15 protein-coding genes and 1 riboswitch are annotated in these 16,094 nt (G+C 36.8%); of the genes, 9 read left to right on the plus strand and 6 right to left on the minus strand.

The genetic code is table 11. The features are described 5' to 3' along the window. Positions 1-7 precede the first annotated feature (7 nt). The 3 genes from HMPREF2767_RS06355 to HMPREF2767_RS06365 all read left to right on the plus strand — a co-directional run bounded on the left by HMPREF2767_RS06355 (position 8) and on the right by HMPREF2767_RS06365 (position 2,818). The gene (locus tag HMPREF2767_RS06355; protein WP_070623199.1) at positions 8-898 is read left to right on the plus strand and encodes a fumarylacetoacetate hydrolase family protein; all 891 of its coding nucleotides are present in this window, start codon (positions 8-10) and stop codon (positions 896-898) included. A gap of 12 nt (positions 899-910) precedes the next feature. Continuing rightward, complete coding sequence (locus HMPREF2767_RS06360; protein WP_068127794.1) at positions 911-1,291, plus strand: YisL family protein; 381 nt, start codon at positions 911-913, stop codon at positions 1,289-1,291. A gap of 123 nt (positions 1,292-1,414) precedes the next feature. Then, on the plus strand, positions 1,415-2,818 hold the full coding sequence (locus HMPREF2767_RS06365; protein ID WP_070623202.1) for an alpha-amylase family glycosyl hydrolase: 1,404 nt from the start codon (positions 1,415-1,417) through the stop codon (positions 2,816-2,818). Positions 2,819-2,834: 16 nt separating this feature from the next. On the opposite strand, the gene HMPREF2767_RS06370 is transcribed toward HMPREF2767_RS06365, so the two are convergent. From HMPREF2767_RS06370 to HMPREF2767_RS06380, 3 genes are read right to left on the minus strand one after another with little or no spacing between them, the layout of a single operon-like run. Continuing rightward, on the minus strand, positions 2,835-4,160 hold the full coding sequence (locus HMPREF2767_RS06370) for a CoA-disulfide reductase (RefSeq protein WP_070623205.1): 1,326 nt from the start codon (positions 4,158-4,160) through the stop codon (positions 2,835-2,837). Between the two features lie 3 nt (positions 4,161-4,163). Next, entirely contained in the window at positions 4,164-5,006 is an 843-nt protein-coding gene (locus tag HMPREF2767_RS06375) for a DegV family protein (RefSeq protein ID WP_070623208.1), read from the minus strand. A gap of 1 nt (position 5,007) precedes the next feature. Beyond that, positions 5,008-5,838: a Cof-type HAD-IIB family hydrolase gene (locus HMPREF2767_RS06380; protein WP_070623211.1), complete on the minus strand. Its 831-nt coding sequence runs from the start codon at positions 5,836-5,838 to the stop codon at positions 5,008-5,010. Between the two features lie 102 nt (positions 5,839-5,940). On the opposite strand from HMPREF2767_RS06380, the gene HMPREF2767_RS06385 reads away from it, so the two are divergent. Both HMPREF2767_RS06385 and thiT read left to right on the plus strand, forming a co-directional pair. Beyond that, the gene (locus tag HMPREF2767_RS06385; RefSeq protein ID WP_040929346.1) at positions 5,941-6,249 is read left to right on the plus strand and encodes a metal-sulfur cluster assembly factor; all 309 of its coding nucleotides are present in this window, start codon (positions 5,941-5,943) and stop codon (positions 6,247-6,249) included. An 89-nt stretch (positions 6,250-6,338) separates the two neighbouring features. Beyond that, positions 6,339-6,426, plus strand: a riboswitch (TPP riboswitch). 29 nt (positions 6,427-6,455) lie between these two features. After that, positions 6,456-7,004 carry an energy-coupled thiamine transporter ThiT gene (gene thiT / locus HMPREF2767_RS06390; protein ID WP_070457429.1) on the plus strand — a complete coding sequence of 183 codons (549 nt, stop codon included), beginning with the start codon at positions 6,456-6,458 and terminating at the stop codon, positions 7,002-7,004. A 492-nt stretch (positions 7,005-7,496) separates the two neighbouring features. Here the strand turns inward: thiT and HMPREF2767_RS06395 are convergent, their stop codons facing one another. Further along, positions 7,497-8,330, minus strand: a complete 834-nt coding sequence (locus HMPREF2767_RS06395) for an undecaprenyl-diphosphate phosphatase (RefSeq protein WP_070623214.1) — start codon at positions 8,328-8,330, stop codon at positions 7,497-7,499. A 172-nt stretch (positions 8,331-8,502) separates the two neighbouring features. Between HMPREF2767_RS06395 and clpB the strand changes: the two genes are divergently transcribed. Next, entirely contained in the window at positions 8,503-11,094 is a 2,592-nt protein-coding gene (gene clpB / locus HMPREF2767_RS06400; RefSeq protein ID WP_070623217.1) for an ATP-dependent chaperone ClpB, read from the plus strand. Between the two features lie 39 nt (positions 11,095-11,133). Here clpB and glpK read toward each other — a convergent pair whose 3' ends face one another. Together glpK and HMPREF2767_RS06410 are read right to left on the minus strand one after the other, a co-directional pair. After that, positions 11,134-12,627, minus strand: a complete 1,494-nt coding sequence (gene glpK / locus HMPREF2767_RS06405; protein WP_148129004.1) for a glycerol kinase GlpK — start codon at positions 12,625-12,627, stop codon at positions 11,134-11,136. Positions 12,628-12,695: 68 nt separating this feature from the next. Beyond that, positions 12,696-12,890: a DUF2929 family protein gene (locus tag HMPREF2767_RS06410; protein WP_040929341.1), complete on the minus strand. Its 195-nt coding sequence runs from the start codon at positions 12,888-12,890 to the stop codon at positions 12,696-12,698. Between the two features lie 243 nt (positions 12,891-13,133). On the opposite strand from HMPREF2767_RS06410, the gene HMPREF2767_RS06415 reads away from it, so the two are divergent. Genes HMPREF2767_RS06415 through opp4B form a run of 3 tightly spaced genes read left to right on the plus strand, consistent with a single transcriptional unit; the run spans position 13,134 to position 16,084 of the window. After that, positions 13,134-14,180, plus strand: a complete 1,047-nt coding sequence (locus HMPREF2767_RS06415) for an ABC transporter ATP-binding protein (protein ID WP_070623223.1) — start codon at positions 13,134-13,136, stop codon at positions 14,178-14,180. Further along, positions 14,180-15,121, plus strand: coding sequence for an ABC transporter ATP-binding protein (locus HMPREF2767_RS06420; RefSeq protein WP_068127825.1), 942 nt, complete (start codon positions 14,180-14,182; stop codon positions 15,119-15,121). The genes HMPREF2767_RS06415 and HMPREF2767_RS06420 overlap by 1 nt, the downstream gene beginning before the upstream one ends. Continuing rightward, positions 15,122-16,084, plus strand: coding sequence for an oligopeptide ABC transporter permease (gene opp4B, locus HMPREF2767_RS06425; RefSeq protein WP_068127828.1), 963 nt, complete (start codon positions 15,122-15,124; stop codon positions 16,082-16,084). The last annotated feature ends 10 nt before the right edge of the window (positions 16,085-16,094 follow it).

The following is a 16,094-nucleotide window of genomic DNA, read 5'->3' on the forward strand; positions in this document are numbered from 1 at the left end:
TCGTCTCATGAAATTTTTATCATTTACTTATAAAGGCAATCCGACTTACGGAGTGAAAGTGAAAAGAGAAGATAGTGCTTGGAGCTTACCAAAACTATTTGAACAATTTGGAGAAGAAAAAGAATATCCAAAAACTTTACTTGAAGGAATCACGACGTATAATACGTTAGATTTCCAAGAAATCGTACGTACTTTAGTTGAAAAAGCTGAAGCGGACGATAATAACCATTTATACAAAGCACCGTTTAACGAAATTGAATTTTTACCACCAGTTGCACCACCAAACAACCTGATTTGTTTCGGTCGTAACTATAAAAAACACGCAGATGAGTTAAATAATGAAGTATCACTGACTGTATTTACTAAAGCAAATTCAAGCTTAGTTGGTGATGAAGGTACAATCGACTCATTTAGTGACGTCACTGAAGAGTTAGATTATGAAGGTGAACTTGGTATTGTAATCGGTAAAGAAGCGCATAACGTTCAACCACACTTAGCCCTAGATTACGTGTACGGTTATACGATTGTAAACGACATCACAGCACGTGATTTACAAAAATCATTCAAACAATTTTTCTTAGGGAAAAGTTTAGCAGCACCAGTTGGTCCATATATCGTGACTAAAGATGAATTACCGAACTTAAATAACGTATCGATCGTTACAAAAGTGAACGATGAGATTCGTCAAGACGGTAATACGCGTGATATGATTCTGTCTGTTGAAGATATTATTGCAGAAGTTTCTAAGTACGTGAAACTGTTACCTGGAGATATTATCGCTACAGGAACTCCAGAAGGTGTAGCTGCAGGAATGGAGCACCCTGATTTCTTAGAGTCAGGCGATGCGGTTCGCGTATCAATTAATGGAATTGGTACATTAACAACTTATATTAAATAAAGGAGACACATGATGTTACATTTACACTTAACAGCAATTGCGCTCGCTTTTGTATTATTTCTAATTACGTATTTTTCATACAAAGGAAATCCTACATCTGAAAATCGTAGAGCGTTTATTTTACACATGACACTAAGACTGTTTTACATTATCGTACTATTTAGTGGTGTAATGATTTTCATTCAAAACTTAAGTATCATTGGTAACGTAAGCAACGGTCATATGATGTATGGTCTAAAAGCATTACTCGGACTTGGAGCGATTGCTCTAATGGAAATGACGCTCGTTCGTGAGAAAAAAGAAACGAACGTACAAATGCTTTTAATCATCGCGATTGTCGTAATTATCGTTACAGTTCTACTTGGTTCTTACTTACCACTAGGTGTTTTATAATATTAAAACTGCAGAGCAATCTGCAGTTTTTTTATGTAGAATCAGTGAACTTACTATTTTTCTATACATAAAAAATTAAAATCCAGTATAATTGAAAGTACATAATTGAAAGGTGGACGTAGATTGAAGAAGTTTTTATATGTCACGTTATTTATCTTAATGTTTTCATCTATACATATTAGTGATGTCTATGCAGAGTCTGACGATACGTCACGTGTATATACAATTGTAATCGATAGATTTTTAAATAAAAATGAAGATAATGATTCGTTTGATAACAAAAATAGTGATTATTATTTACCGTACGGTGGAGACTTAGAAGGTATTGAGAATAAGTTAGACTACATAAAAGAGATGGGATTTGACACGATTCAATTAAGTCCAGTATTTGAAATGGACAATTCTGACATCCTCGGGTATAGCGTCACGGACTACACAAAAATTGCTGAACGCTTCGGTGGAGAAGAGAAGTTTAAAGACTTTATAAGTAAAGCACATGACAAAGATTTAAAAGTTATCGTGGATCTTCCGACGATAGCGACGGATGAGTTTACTGCTTTAGACAATCCACAAATGACACCGATTATGGAAGAGTATATCGATCTAATCGACCGTCAATTTATTGATTTTAACAATGAAGAAAATCGTCAAAAATATAAAGAATTGATGACTGAATTCGTCAATAACTTTGATATTGATGGTGTCAGTATGTACATCGTACAAAATGTCGATAGAACGGAAGTTTTACCAGACGATATTAAAACGTATGCGGTCGTCTTAAGTGAAGATGTCGATGCTACAAACTTTGATTACACTGCTTACGATTCAAAACGAAAAAGTATTGCAGAAGCATTCGGTGGACTCGATAAAGATATTCCTGAGTATACGAACAGTGAAGAAATTTTAATGGCGGATCACTTCTTTAGTGAACGTTTTACGTCATATTCAGTTAAAAACAATCTCTTCCCTGGGACTCGTGTAAAAATGTTATATCCGTATTTAATCGCGCATGATGGACCAGTGTTTGTAACTTACGGAACTGAAATTGCACAAAACGGGGATAATTTCGAAACGATTCATCCACAAATGAATTTATGGACAGATAAAGAAGTTCATGAGTTTATGAAAACAACTGCTGAAGTATTTACTCAACATCCTAATTTATTTAATCGTGACACTGAAACGATTGTAAATGATCACGGTCTATATACTGTGTTATTTAAAACAGACGACGTTGATTTTATATTAGAAATTAACAACACGAGTGAGACGCAAAAATTAGAGATTACTAATGAATATGTAAAAGATGGAAAAGAACTGAGTGGGTTACTACTTGGTGAGCGTGTGCAACCGCACGGAAATTCATTATACCCTGTCATTGACAGAGAGTTAACAGAATTATTTGCAGTCATTGAATCACCTGGTCTAAACCATTGGTACTTAATTTCAAGTCTATTAATATTCGGTGGATTTGCGATATTTATATTTATCGTTGCAAAACGTAGTAAAAGAAAAGAGAATGCATAAAATAATCGGGAAGCTATTATAGCTTCCCGATTGCTTTATATCCGAGCATATTGACGATATCTTTTGGACTACTAAATGGAGGTGCATATGCAACCTCAATGTTAATTAGATCATCAACAGTCCCACCGAGACGTGTGAGTGTTGAGAGTATATCTAAACGTTTGTCGAGTCCTTCTTCGCCTATACCGGATGCTCTTAAAATTTTACGTGTGTTTTTGTCGACGTAAATTTTTAAAGATAAAGGTTTTGCACCTGGCATATATCCTGCTTTATTGTTTTGTGTTTGCTCAACGATGATGTAGTCTTCGTCTTCTAAGTCTTTTAATGATAATCCCATTTTACCAACAGCAACATCGAAATATCTTAAAATAGATACCGAAAGTAATCCGTCCTGTTTGTACTGATCGTTTTCAGCAAGGTGATTTGCGATAATGTACGCGAGTCGATGTGCTGGCCAAGCGAGCGCCACAGATACTTTTTTATGTGGTACGTGCTGATAATGCGTTTCTATTGCGTCACCAATAGCGTAAATATTATCGATGTTTGTTAATCCATATTCATCGACTGGTATATAGCCGTCATTCATGACGACGTTAGACGATTTTAAAAAGTCTGTGCGTGGTGTAATACCAATTGCCTGAATGATGAGTTCTGCATCGATGACTTCACCGCTATTTAATGTTAACTTTGTTCCATCTAACTTTACAGGTTCACTGTTTAGCACTAATCGAATCCCGTTTTTATCCATCTCTTCTTTAATCGGTTCGCTAAACTCTTCTTCAATTGTGCGGTATACTCTATCGTTATGTTGGAGGATTGTTACTCCAAGGCCACGTTTACATAACTGTTCAGACACTTCGAGACCAACAAATCCTGTACCGATTACAACCGCATGTTTGACATCATGTTCAGTAATATATTGTTCGATAAGATCTAAATGATGTAAGTGCTGGAGTACAAATGATTGGGGCGCGTGTTTTACTGCGTCTATTTCATTCGCTCGTGCGCCAGGAGATACTATTAATTTGTCGTATGGATCGTCAAATGTTTCTCCTGTTTTTAAATTTTTAACTGTAACATAATTTTCCTTATCGTTTACTGAAATGACTTCATGTTCAGTATGCACATCGATGCCTTGATTTTTTAATTGTTCAGGAGTACGAGCGATTAAATCAGATCTCTCACTCACTTCACGGGATAAATAATACGGTAAGCCGCAGTTTGCGAAACTAACAAATGGATTTTTATCGTATACAACGATTTCGCTCGTTGTATCGAGTCGTCTAAATTGACTTGCCACCGTCATTCCACCTGATAATCCACCGATTATGACAAGTTTCATATATTACACTCCTTCAGTAAAGTAAAATAGTGCAATCGTTCCGTTTCCAGTATGTGAAATAATCGTTGGACCGATACTAGAAATTTGAACGTTCGTTAAATCCGTCTCTTTTAAAATTAAATCTCTTAACGCTTCTGCGTCTTTTAAGTTATCAGCATGTGTAATGTGTACTTCAGTCGCTGCGCCTTCTTCTTTCATAAGTTCAACCATACGTTTTAAAACGCGTTTCACTCCGCGATACTTTTCTATCGGTACGAGTTTTCCGTCTTCTACATGGAGAAGAGGGCGAATGTTTAAAAGGCTACCTAAAAATGCTTGCCCTTTAGAGAGACGACCACCTTTAGCGAGGTAATCTAAATCAGATACTGTAAATAAATGACGAATGTGTGCTTTATCTCTTTCGATGTTTTCTATAACTTCTTCTTTAGATAAACCGTCATTTACATATTTTGCAGCGCGTTCAACGAGTAGCCCGTAACCGTAACTTGCACTTAACGAGTCGATGACAGTAATATCAACGTCGTCACGCTCTTCTAAAATCATATCGCGCGCGATGTTCGCACTTTGATACGTTCCAGATAATTGACTTGAAAACGATAAATAAATAATCGTCGAGTCTTCTTTTAAAGCTTCATTAAAATAGTTATATAACTCATCTGGGTTTGCTTGACTCGTCAGTGGACGAATGCCATCATCGACTGCTTTTGATACTTCTTCACTTGAAATTTCGTATTTGTCGAGATATTCTTTACCATCGACGTTGATTTTAAGTGGTATAAAAAATAACTGGTGTTCTTTAGCAAAATCTAAACTGATGTCTGAACAGCTATCTACTAATAATTTCATATTATGACTCCTTATATTCTATATTTAAGTTAAAGTAATCGTTTAAATATCGACCGACACCGTCGTTGTTGTTATCATACGGTGTGACGTCTTTCGCGATATCTTTTAATTCATCGATTGCGTTTTTCATAGCGACACCATGACTGACGTACTCGATCATTTGAAGATCGTTGTCTTCATCTCCAAATGCGATTGTACGAGACTCATCTAAGTTTAAAGCGTCTAATACATATTTGATACCTGTCGCTTTTGAGACGCCTTTTTTGATAATCTCGATGATCGCAAGTTGTGGTGCCCACTGCCTATGTGCAAGTGTTTCAGCATATACAGTATCAAATGCGTGACGAATATAATCGATGCGGTCTTCAGTTGTCTTAATGAGAAGTGACGTTGCTTCTTCTGGCATATTATCACGTAAGTCACCGGCGACTTTTTTAGGATCCCCCATATAAAACTCATCCATTAAGACGCTGTCGTGATATTGGAAGTATAAATCATCACGAACTTCTGCGACAATATTTTTAATGTCGTATTTATCGATATGTACGACGATATCCTCGATGACATCTTGAGGTAATGTTTCTTGTAATGTTTTAAATTCAAAATCTAATGGGTGGTGTACGAATGCACCGTTAAAGTTAACGATTGGTGTGTTTAATCGTAACTCTTTATAGTAAGGAACTGACGCACGATACGGTCGACCCGTAGTAATCATGACGTAGTGTCCTTGTCTTTTTAATTCTTGAACGACACGATTTGTATAGTTTCCGATTGTATTTTCATCAGTGAGTAACGTGCCGTCTAAATCTAAACAAATAAGATACGGTTTCATGAAAATCATCCTTTCGGCTACTCTAATAATAGCATTATTATTCACTAGTTGTTTAATATTTGTTATATTGAATATACGATAATATATGCGAGGTGACAGAATATGGATAAAGCAATGGAAGAAAGCATGCTCGGTGCGTTAGAAAACGTTATTGACCCAGAGCTCGGTATAGATATTGTAAACTTAGGTTTAGTTTACGGTGTGTTTTTAGATGAAGACGGTAATGCAGGCGTGGAAATGACACTCACGTCGATGGGATGCCCGATGGGCCCAGAAATCGTACAAATGGTTGAAGAATCATTATTAGAATTACCGGAAGTTAAAAACGTGAACGTTCAAATTGTTTGGAATCCACCTTGGACAAAAGATAATATGTCACGTTATGCGAAGATCGCTTTAGGCGTATCATAACATTTAAGCGCTCAACATATGTTGAGCGCTTTTTAATTTCTAAAAGAGAGTTGATAGGAAAGTGTGTTTACAATATACTATTAATTGCTATGAATCATAAGGGGTGCATAATTGCTGAGATTATACCCTTGAACCTGTTGAGGTAATTCTCGCGAAGGAATATGATACGCGATTGATTCATAAGTAAACTTTTAGGAAGTGTATTTATGACAAGGTCTAATGACAAGCTAGTCGTGATGATGGAGATTGCGATATTAGCTGCATTAAGTATGGGAATCGACTGGATCGATTCTGCATTTAAAATTGGTCCGTACAGTTTTAGTTTTTCAATGGTACCAATTTTAATTCTTGCGATCAGACGTGGAGTCGGCGCAGGTGTGCTCGGAGGTTTAATCTGGGCGATTTTACAAATTGTAACAGGAGATGCGGCAGGGAACTACATACATCCGGTACAATTTATTTTAGAATATCCACTCGCATTCGGTATTCTAGGAGTTGCTGGAGTGGCATCTAAGTATAGAAACTTAGTATCAATTGTTGCATTTTCATTTTTAGCGATTCTGTTACGTTACACGATGCACTTTTTTGCAGGGTGGATTTTCTGGGGGATTTACGCACCAGAAGGCCAACCAGCTTGGTTATATAGCTTAATTGCTAATGGTACAACGTTCTTAATTAATACGACAGTATGTATAGCAATTGTTATTATTTTATACTCAGTCGCAAAGCGATTATTTGTACCAGAAGAAAGATAAAAAATACCAGTCGAACTTAAAAAGTTCGGCTGGTTTTTTATTTTAACGTAAATTAGATTTGCATGAACGACTTCTATTTTTCGTTGACGTTTAGATTCTTTTTGTTCATGAAATGATTAAGATGTTTACATAAAGTCATTTTGCGTAAACGCGTGCTTCATCTTGTTAACGAATAGGTAAAATGCATGAACGAAATAGAGTTCTCGTTAACAGAAAAACGAATTGCGTTAAATTAAATGTGCTAACGGCGCCTTCAGCACATCTCCGACCTATCTTCAGATGAAAAACCTCGTGAATTTTGATTTGCGTAAAATTAATTGCATGGTCGTTTACGTAATTACGTGTTGTGTAAAATTGTTTTTCATCTTTTAACTTAAATTCGATTTGCGTTAAACGAGCCTCTGTTTCATTAACACAAATCGCGTAATTGTCAAACTAATCGAGTGGTCGTTTACACAAAAACATTTTGCGTTAAATTAAGCAATCACTCGTTTACGATAACACGATAAATTGGTACATAATCGCAAATATACCTGCTGCGAAGCAGTAGTAACTGAAATATATGAGGCGACCACTCGTTAATGCACCTTCTAGTAATTTAAACCCGATATACGTCGCGATTATTGTAACGACGAATGATGCAAGGTAAGGAACGAGTAGTGTGTCGAGCATCGGATCAGTCGCGATATCTGAAATCGATAATATTGCCGTACCAAGTGACACTGGTATATATAGTAAGAATACAAATCTTAATGCGTTTTTCTTCTCAAGTCCAACTGCCATCGAACCGACGAGTGTCGCACCGCTTCGGCTAATTCCTGGAATTAACGCCACACATTGTGAGAGACCGACGATGATGGAATCTTTAACAGTTAATTCACCGTCACGTTTAACACCTGATTTATTTTTTATAAACCATAGAGCAGTCCCTGTAACGAGAAGCATTAACCCTACAAAACCAATCGATACGTTATCTCCAATAACATCTTTTAGTAAAAACCCTAAAACTCCAACAGGAATTGTTGCGATAATTAAGTAAATAACATATTTAAAATCCGTCGTTGCTTCTAAATCTCTATCTTTTTTAAATACATATCGTAAAAAGTTTTTAGCAATCTCAAAAATATCTTTCCAATATATGTACAAGACTGCAATGAGTGAAGCAGTGTTTAAAAATATTTCAAAAGATAAACCACTCGCTTCAATTCCAAAAAGTTCACGCGCCATTACTAAATGACCACTCGAAGAGACAGGAATTGGTTCGGTTAACCCTTGTAATATCCCTAAGAATATATATTTAATCAGTTCTATTATATCGATATCCATGATTTAAAGTCCTCCTAATCAATATTACAACTATAGTACAAAGTGATATATAAATAAAGAGAAAATAAATAGTCAAAAAAGGTCAAAAACTTGAGTGAAACGCTTGAAATTAAAATATAACGATGTATAATATAAGTATAGTCAAAATTGGTCAAACACTTGAGGTGAGGAAATGGATATCAATAAAATGACTTTCAAAGTGCAGTCGATTATCGAACGTGCACAGCAAATTTCAGTTGAACATAAAATTCAAACAATCGAACTCGCTGCTCTATTAAAAGCATTATTTACAGTCAGTGATTCAATGGCAAAAGATATTTTACAACGCGCAAATATTAATGTAGATGAATTGATTAAACAATATGATGAAAAACTCAAAAGTTTTAACAAAGTAGAAGGAGACAACGTTCAGTATGGGCAATATATGTCTCAAGGATTTAGTCGCTTAATTAGTGAAGCAGAAAAAGTAATGGGAGATATGAACGATGAATATATCTCTCAAGAACATCTTTTACTCGCTGCATTAAATGTAGACGACACATTAAAAGCACAAATTGGAAATAAAGATACAATCGTAAAAGAAATCATTAAAAAGATTAGAGGAGGAAAAAACGTGACGACTCAAAATCCAGAAATTCAATATGAAGTATTACAAAAATACGGTCGTGACCTTGTCGAAGAAGTACGTAAAGGTAATATGGATCCTGTGATCGGTAGAGATGAGGAAATCCGTAACACGATTCGTATATTAAGTAGAAAACGTAAAAACAACCCAGTATTAATCGGTGAACCGGGTGTCGGTAAAACTGCAATCGTTGAAGGGCTCGCACAGCGTATCGTTCGTGGAGACGTGCCAGATTCACTAAAGGATAAAACAATTTTTGAATTAGATTTAGCAGCACTCGTTGCAGGAGCAAAATTCCGTGGTGAATTTGAAGAGCGCTTAAAAGCAGTATTAGAAGAAATCAAAGAAGCAGACGGTAGAATTTTATTATTCATCGACGAAGTACACATGCTCGTTGGCGCAGGTAAAACAGATGGGGCAATGGACGCTGGTAACATGCTTAAACCGATGTTATCACGCGGTGAACTCCATATGATTGGTGCAACGACGTTAAATGAGTACCGTGAATATATTGAAAAAGATTCAGCATTAGAGCGTCGTTTCCAAAGAGTACTCGTTAGCGAACCGACAGTCGACGACACAATTTCAATTTTACGTGGACTAAAAGAACGCTATGAAGTACACCATGGAGTAAGAATCACAGACCGTGCGTTAGTTGCTGCAGCAGAATTGTCAGACAGATATATTACAGAACGATTTTTACCAGATAAAGCCATCGACTTAGTCGACCAGGCGAGTGCAACAATTCGTACAGAAATGGGATCTAACCCAACTGAACTCGACCAAATCAATCGTAAAGTAATGCAGATGGAAATCGAAGAACAAGCATTATTAAAAGAGGACGACCCAGTATCTAAAGCACGTTTAGAAGAACTTCAAAAAGAACTTGCTGATGCGAGAGAAGCACAACAATCTCTAACTGCAAGAGTAGAGCGTGAACGTGAGCAAATTAGCGGAGTATCTCGTAAACGTGAAGAAATCGATAAAGCGCGCCAAGAATTAGAGGAAGCAGAAAGCAACTATCAATTAGAGCGTGCTGCTGAACTTCAGCACGGTATTATTCCGAAACTTCAAGCAGAGTTAAATGCTCTTGAAGCAGAACTTCATGACGAAACAGACGGTAAAGACCGTATTATCCGTGAAGTTGTTACAGATGAAGAAATCGGTATGATCGTATCACAATGGACAGGAATTCCAGTGACAAAACTCGTTGAAACAGAGAAAGATCGTCTGCTTAATTTACCGAAATTACTTCATCAGCGTGTCGTTGGTCAAGATGAAGCGGTAGAACTCGTATCTAACGCAGTTATTCGTGCAAGAGCAGGTATTAAAGATCCAAATCGTCCAATTGGTAGCTTCCTATTCTTAGGACCAACAGGTGTCGGTAAAACAGAACTCGCAAAAGCACTTGCTGAAACGATGTTTGATAGTGAAGACAACATGATTCGTATCGACATGAGTGAGTATATGGAAAAACACGCAGTGTCTAGATTAATCGGAGCGCCTCCAGGATACGTTGGATACGAAGAAGGTGGACAATTAACTGAGCAAGTGAGAAGACATCCGTATTCGGTGATTCTTTTAGATGAAGTTGAAAAAGCACATACAGATGTGTTTAACATCTTACTTCAAATTATGGATGACGGTAGACTGACAGATTCTCAAGGACGTACAGTTGATTTTAAAAATACGATTCTCATCATGACATCGAACTTGGGTTCACATTACCTACTCGATACGATGATACAAGGTGGAGAAATTAACGATAAAACGAGAGAAGTCGTTATGAGTGAAGTGTTAACACACTTTAAACCAGAAATCGTAAACCGTATGGATGACATCGTCATGTTTAGTCCGTTAACTGAAGAAAATATGACAGGTATTGTCGATAAGTTAATCGATGAGTTAAATGAACGCTTAAGCGACCAACATATGAGTGTTTCAGTATCACAAGATGCTAAAAAATATATCGTTAAAGAAGCGTATGAACCAGAGTTTGGTGCACGACCATTAAAACGTTACATTCAACGTGAAATTGAAACACCACTCGCAATTAAAATGATTGAATCGAACTTAGAAGAAGGTCTGCACGTCGATATCGACGTAAAAGACGGCACATTTACATTTGACTTACAATAAAAATAAAACTCTATTGAGAAAAATCTCAATAGAGTTTTTTTAGTTTGAAAATAGTTCTGTCGCTTTAACCGCGCGTTTCCATCCGTCGTACTTCTTGTTGATTTTTTCTTTATTTTCTTGAGGATGAAACGCCTGATCAATTGACTTTAAATCTTTTAACGCTTCTTTTGATTCAAAGAAATTAACAGCAAGACCTGCTAAAAATGCTGCGCCAAGTGCTGTGGACTCTAAATATTTTGGTCTTTCAACAGTACATTCTAGTAAATCCGACTGGAACTGTATTAAAAAGTCATTTGCAGAAGCACCGCCGTCGACGTTTAACTGTTTGATTTCTGTCTTACTATCTTTACGCATCGCATTTAGAACGTCATACGTTTGGTATGCGAGCGATTCTAACGTTGCGCGAATTATGTCTTTTCTTGATGTGCCACGAGTAATACCAAACATCGCCCCGCGTGCATGCATGTTCCAATATGGAGCACCGAGTCCTGTAAACGCGGGAACGACATAGACGTCTGTGTCTTCAATTTCAGTTGCGAGTTGTTCGCTTTTTGCCGCATCATCAAAAAACATCATTTCATCTCTTAGCCACTGAACGGCACTCCCTGCGACAAATATAGATCCTTCCAGTGCGTATTTAACAGGTTCATCTTTTAATTGATATGCGATTGTCGATATTAACCCATAGTTTGAAGCGGGCACTTCCTCGCCTGTATTTAATAGTAGGAAACAACCTGTACCATAAGTATTTTTTGCTTCTCCTTCTTCAAAACATGTCTGACCAAATAGTGCCGCTTGCTGATCACCAGCAATTCCTGCGATTGGAATTGAAGCGCCGAAGAAATGATTTGTATCCGTATACGCATAAATTTCACTTGAAGATTTTACCTCAGGTAACATTTTCTTAGGGATATTTAAGATGTCTAATATCTCATCATCCCACTCGAGCGTATGAATATTAAATAACATCGTACGACTTGCATTTGTGACATCTGTAATATGTGTTTTACCAGATGTTAATTTCCACACAATCCAACTATCGATCGTTCCAAATAGTAAATCACCATTTTCTGCCATTTCTTGTGCGCCTTCAATGTTATCGAGTATAAAACGAACTTTTGTCGCTGAAAAATACGGGTCCAATATAAGACCGGTTTTATCTTTAAATAGTTCCTCATGGCCAGTCTCTCTTAACTCTTCGGTAATTCCATCAGTTTGTCTCGATTGCCAAACGATTGCATTATAAATTGGAAGACCAGTGTGTTTGTTCCACACGACGGTCGTTTCACGTTGGTTTGTTATACCAATTGCTTTTATCATATCGGCTGTTAAATTGTTATCTCCGAGTACTTGAGCGATCACAGATAACACAGAACTCCAAATTTCGTTTGCGTTATGTTCTACCCAACCAGATTTAGGGAAATATTGTTTAAACTCCATTTGCGATGTCGCTTTAATATCTCCATTTTTATCGACGAGGATTGCACGTGTTGACGTCGTTCCTTGGTCGATAGATAATATGTAACTCATCAGGTCACCTCGTTTATATAATGATAGAAAAAAAGACTCTATTCGTAATAGAGTCTTCTAGTAAGTATAGATTACTGTTTGTCCTCAGTGTAATTGTGGCGAGGCTTCATGACGACATCTAAGAAGAATACGACTAATGTAATAAGCACAGCAAATAATAATCCAATCTCAGGATATAGCTGTCCGCCACCACTTAAACTGTTTAGGATAAAGTTAATCATTTGAGTGAGCAAAAATGCCCAAATGAACGTGATTACAAATCTCAAATCAGACACTCCTAATAATTTAATTCTCTTTTCAATATTTATTTTACAATAAATCATTCAAAAAGTATACAACATAGAGTATAATATGTGTATGCGTTTACATGTAAGGCAATTTTTTAAAAATACATATCAGAATTTATTAAATTTTATGATAATATTGATTTATCTTACAATTGTCTTTACAATTAAAAACAACTTATTTGCACATCCTTTAAAATCATGAAAGGAAGTTTGGTGAACAATATGGATGAAAAATTACTATCAGTAAAGAACTTAACGACATCATTTAAAATTAAAGGGGAATACTACCCGGCTGTTGATAATGTTTCGTTCGATATTAAGAAAAACGAAGTACTCGCTCTCGTTGGTGAGTCAGGTTCAGGGAAAAGTGCGACAGCATTTTCTCTTATGAAATTACATAGACACGCGCGTGTTGAAGGTGAAGTGTTCTTTGAAGATAAGAATATTTTGAAAGCTAGCGAAAAAGAAATGAATAACATTCGCGGTGGCGAATTCTCTATGGTTTTCCAAGATCCGATGACAGCGCTCAATCCTTTAATGAGAATCAAGGATCAAATTATAGAAACTTTAACAATTCATAAAACGAAAGAGAAAAACGAAAGAGAAGCTTATGCAATCGAGTTATTAAAACGTGTTGGTATTGCGAGAGCAGAACAAGTCGCTGAAGCATATCCGCATGAATTATCTGGTGGGATGAGACAGCGTGTCGTTATCGCGATTGCAATCGCAAATAAGCCAAAGCTGCTTATCGCTGACGAACCGACAACAGCACTTGACGTTACGATTCAAGCGCAAATTTTAGATTTAATTCGTGAACTAAAAGACGATTTAGGTTCTGGTGTACTTTTAATCACTCACGACTTAGGTGTCGTTGCAGAAATGGCAGACAAAGTTGCTGTTATGTATGCAGGTCAAATTGTGGAGATGGCACCTGTTAAAGAATTGTTTAAAAACCCACTTCATCCGTATACGAGAAGTTTACTCAACTCGTTACCATCTGAAGATGTGTTAGGAGATAAATTACACGTCATTCAAGGTGTAGTTCCAGCACTTGATAAGATGGATCGTACAGGTTGCCGATTTGCACCACGTATTCCATGGATTGACGAGTCGGCTCACGAAGAGAATCCTCAGTTACGTGAAGTTGAAGACGGACATTTTGTAAGATGTACGTGCTATAAACACTTCTACTTAGATTCTTCAGCTGAATTAACTCAAGAAGTAGAAGAGGAACAGTTTGGAGCGTTGCACCAAGGAGGTAATGAGTAATGGCGGAATACTTATTAGAAATTAACGACCTAAAGGTCTATTACCCAATTAAAGGTGGGTTCTTTAATACGACAAAGGATTACGTCCGTGCAGTTGACGGCGTAACGATTAAAATTCCAAAAGGAAAAACTTACGGCTTAGTTGGAGAATCCGGTTCAGGTAAAACGACAACTGGTAAAGCTGTTATGGGACTAAATAAAGTTAGTGGTGGGGACATTTACTTCGAAGGTAAACACTTAAACAGTGGTAAAAAAGTAGACGTCAGTCGTGACGTTCAAATGATCTTCCAAGACCCGTACTCATCATTAAACCCACGTAAACGTGTATTTGATATCGTTGCTGAACCTCTTAAAAACTACGAGAAGTTATCAAAAGACGAGTTAATTAAAGAAGTGCTCCGACTGCTTTCTCGTGTTGGCTTACCACCAGGTTCAATTTACAAGTACCCACACGAATTCTCTGGTGGTCAACGTCAGCGTATCGGTGTTGCGCGTGCAATCGCGTTAAATCCGAAATTAATTATCGCGGATGAGCCGGTATCGGCATTAGACGTATCGGTACAAGCACAAGTACTTAACTTCATGCAGGAAATCCAGCAAGATATGGATTTAACGATGTTATTCATTGCCCATGACTTAGGGGTAGTGAGACATATGTGTGAGTGGATTGGAATTATGTATCAAGGCCGACTTGTAGAAGAAGGTCCAGCCGAAGTGATCTTTAAAAATCCACAACATATTTACACGAAAAAATTAATTGCTGCAATTCCGGATGTAAACGTGGATAATATCGAAGAGAACTTACGTAAACGTAAAGAAGTTCAAGAAGAATATGAGAATCATTTCCAAGATTATTTAGATGAAGATGGTAAGCCTTTCCCTCTCGTTGAAATTTCTGAGAATCATAGAGTCGCTTTACCACCAGAAGGAGGTAAAAATTAAATGATCAAATTTACTATTAGACGATTCTTAATTGCATTACCGCAATTGTTCTTGCTGAGTTTATTAATTTTCTTCCTCGCAAGTTTAATGCCAGGGGATGCGTTAAGTGGGGTATTAGACCCGAATATTTCTGCAGAAGCATTAGAGAGACAACGTGAGGCAATGGGGCTAAATAACCCATGGTATATTCAATATAGAGACTGGGTATTCAACATGCTTCAAGGAGACTTTGGTCGTTCGTACTTTAAACAACAGCCAGTATTAGATGTTATTGGTGACCGTTTAATGAACACAGTTTGGTTATCATTATTCTCTACAATTTTAATTTACTTACTCGGTATTCCATTAGGAATGTTATCAGGTCGTTATAACGATTCATTATTAGACAACGTTATTACAGGTTACACATACTTAGGTTTCGCAACACCAACATTCATGTTCGCTTTACTTATGGTGTTAGTATTCGGATTTAATTTAGGTTGGTTCCCAACTTCAGGTTCAGTGAACCCGAATGTAGAACCATGGACGATAGAATACTTCATTAGTAAAATACACCACTTAATATTACCGTCCCTATCGATTGCTTTAATTGGACTCGTTGGTACGGTTCAGTACTTACGTGGTGGTATTATTGAAACGAAACAAAAAGATTACGTTACACTTGCACGTGCAAAAGGTTTATCTGAAAGTAAAGTGTATAGAAGACATATTTTCAGAAACGCGATTATCCCAATCGCTGCATTCTTTGGTTATGAAATCGCAGGATTACTTGGTGGTTCGATTTTCATCGAGATGATTTACGCGTATCCAGGAATGGGTCGCTTATTCTTAGAATCAATTTCAACGCGTGACTTCAGTGTTGCGAACGTATTAATTTTATTCTATGGATTCTTAACAATTGTTGGTACATTATTATCTGACATTATTTTAAGTATTATCGATCCAAGGATTCGTATTAAATAAGGAGGGTGTC

This window comes from Nosocomiicoccus sp. HMSC067E10, assembly GCF_001810835.1.
Classification (GTDB): Bacteria; Bacillota; Bacilli; order Staphylococcales; family Salinicoccaceae; genus Nosocomiicoccus; species Nosocomiicoccus ampullae_A.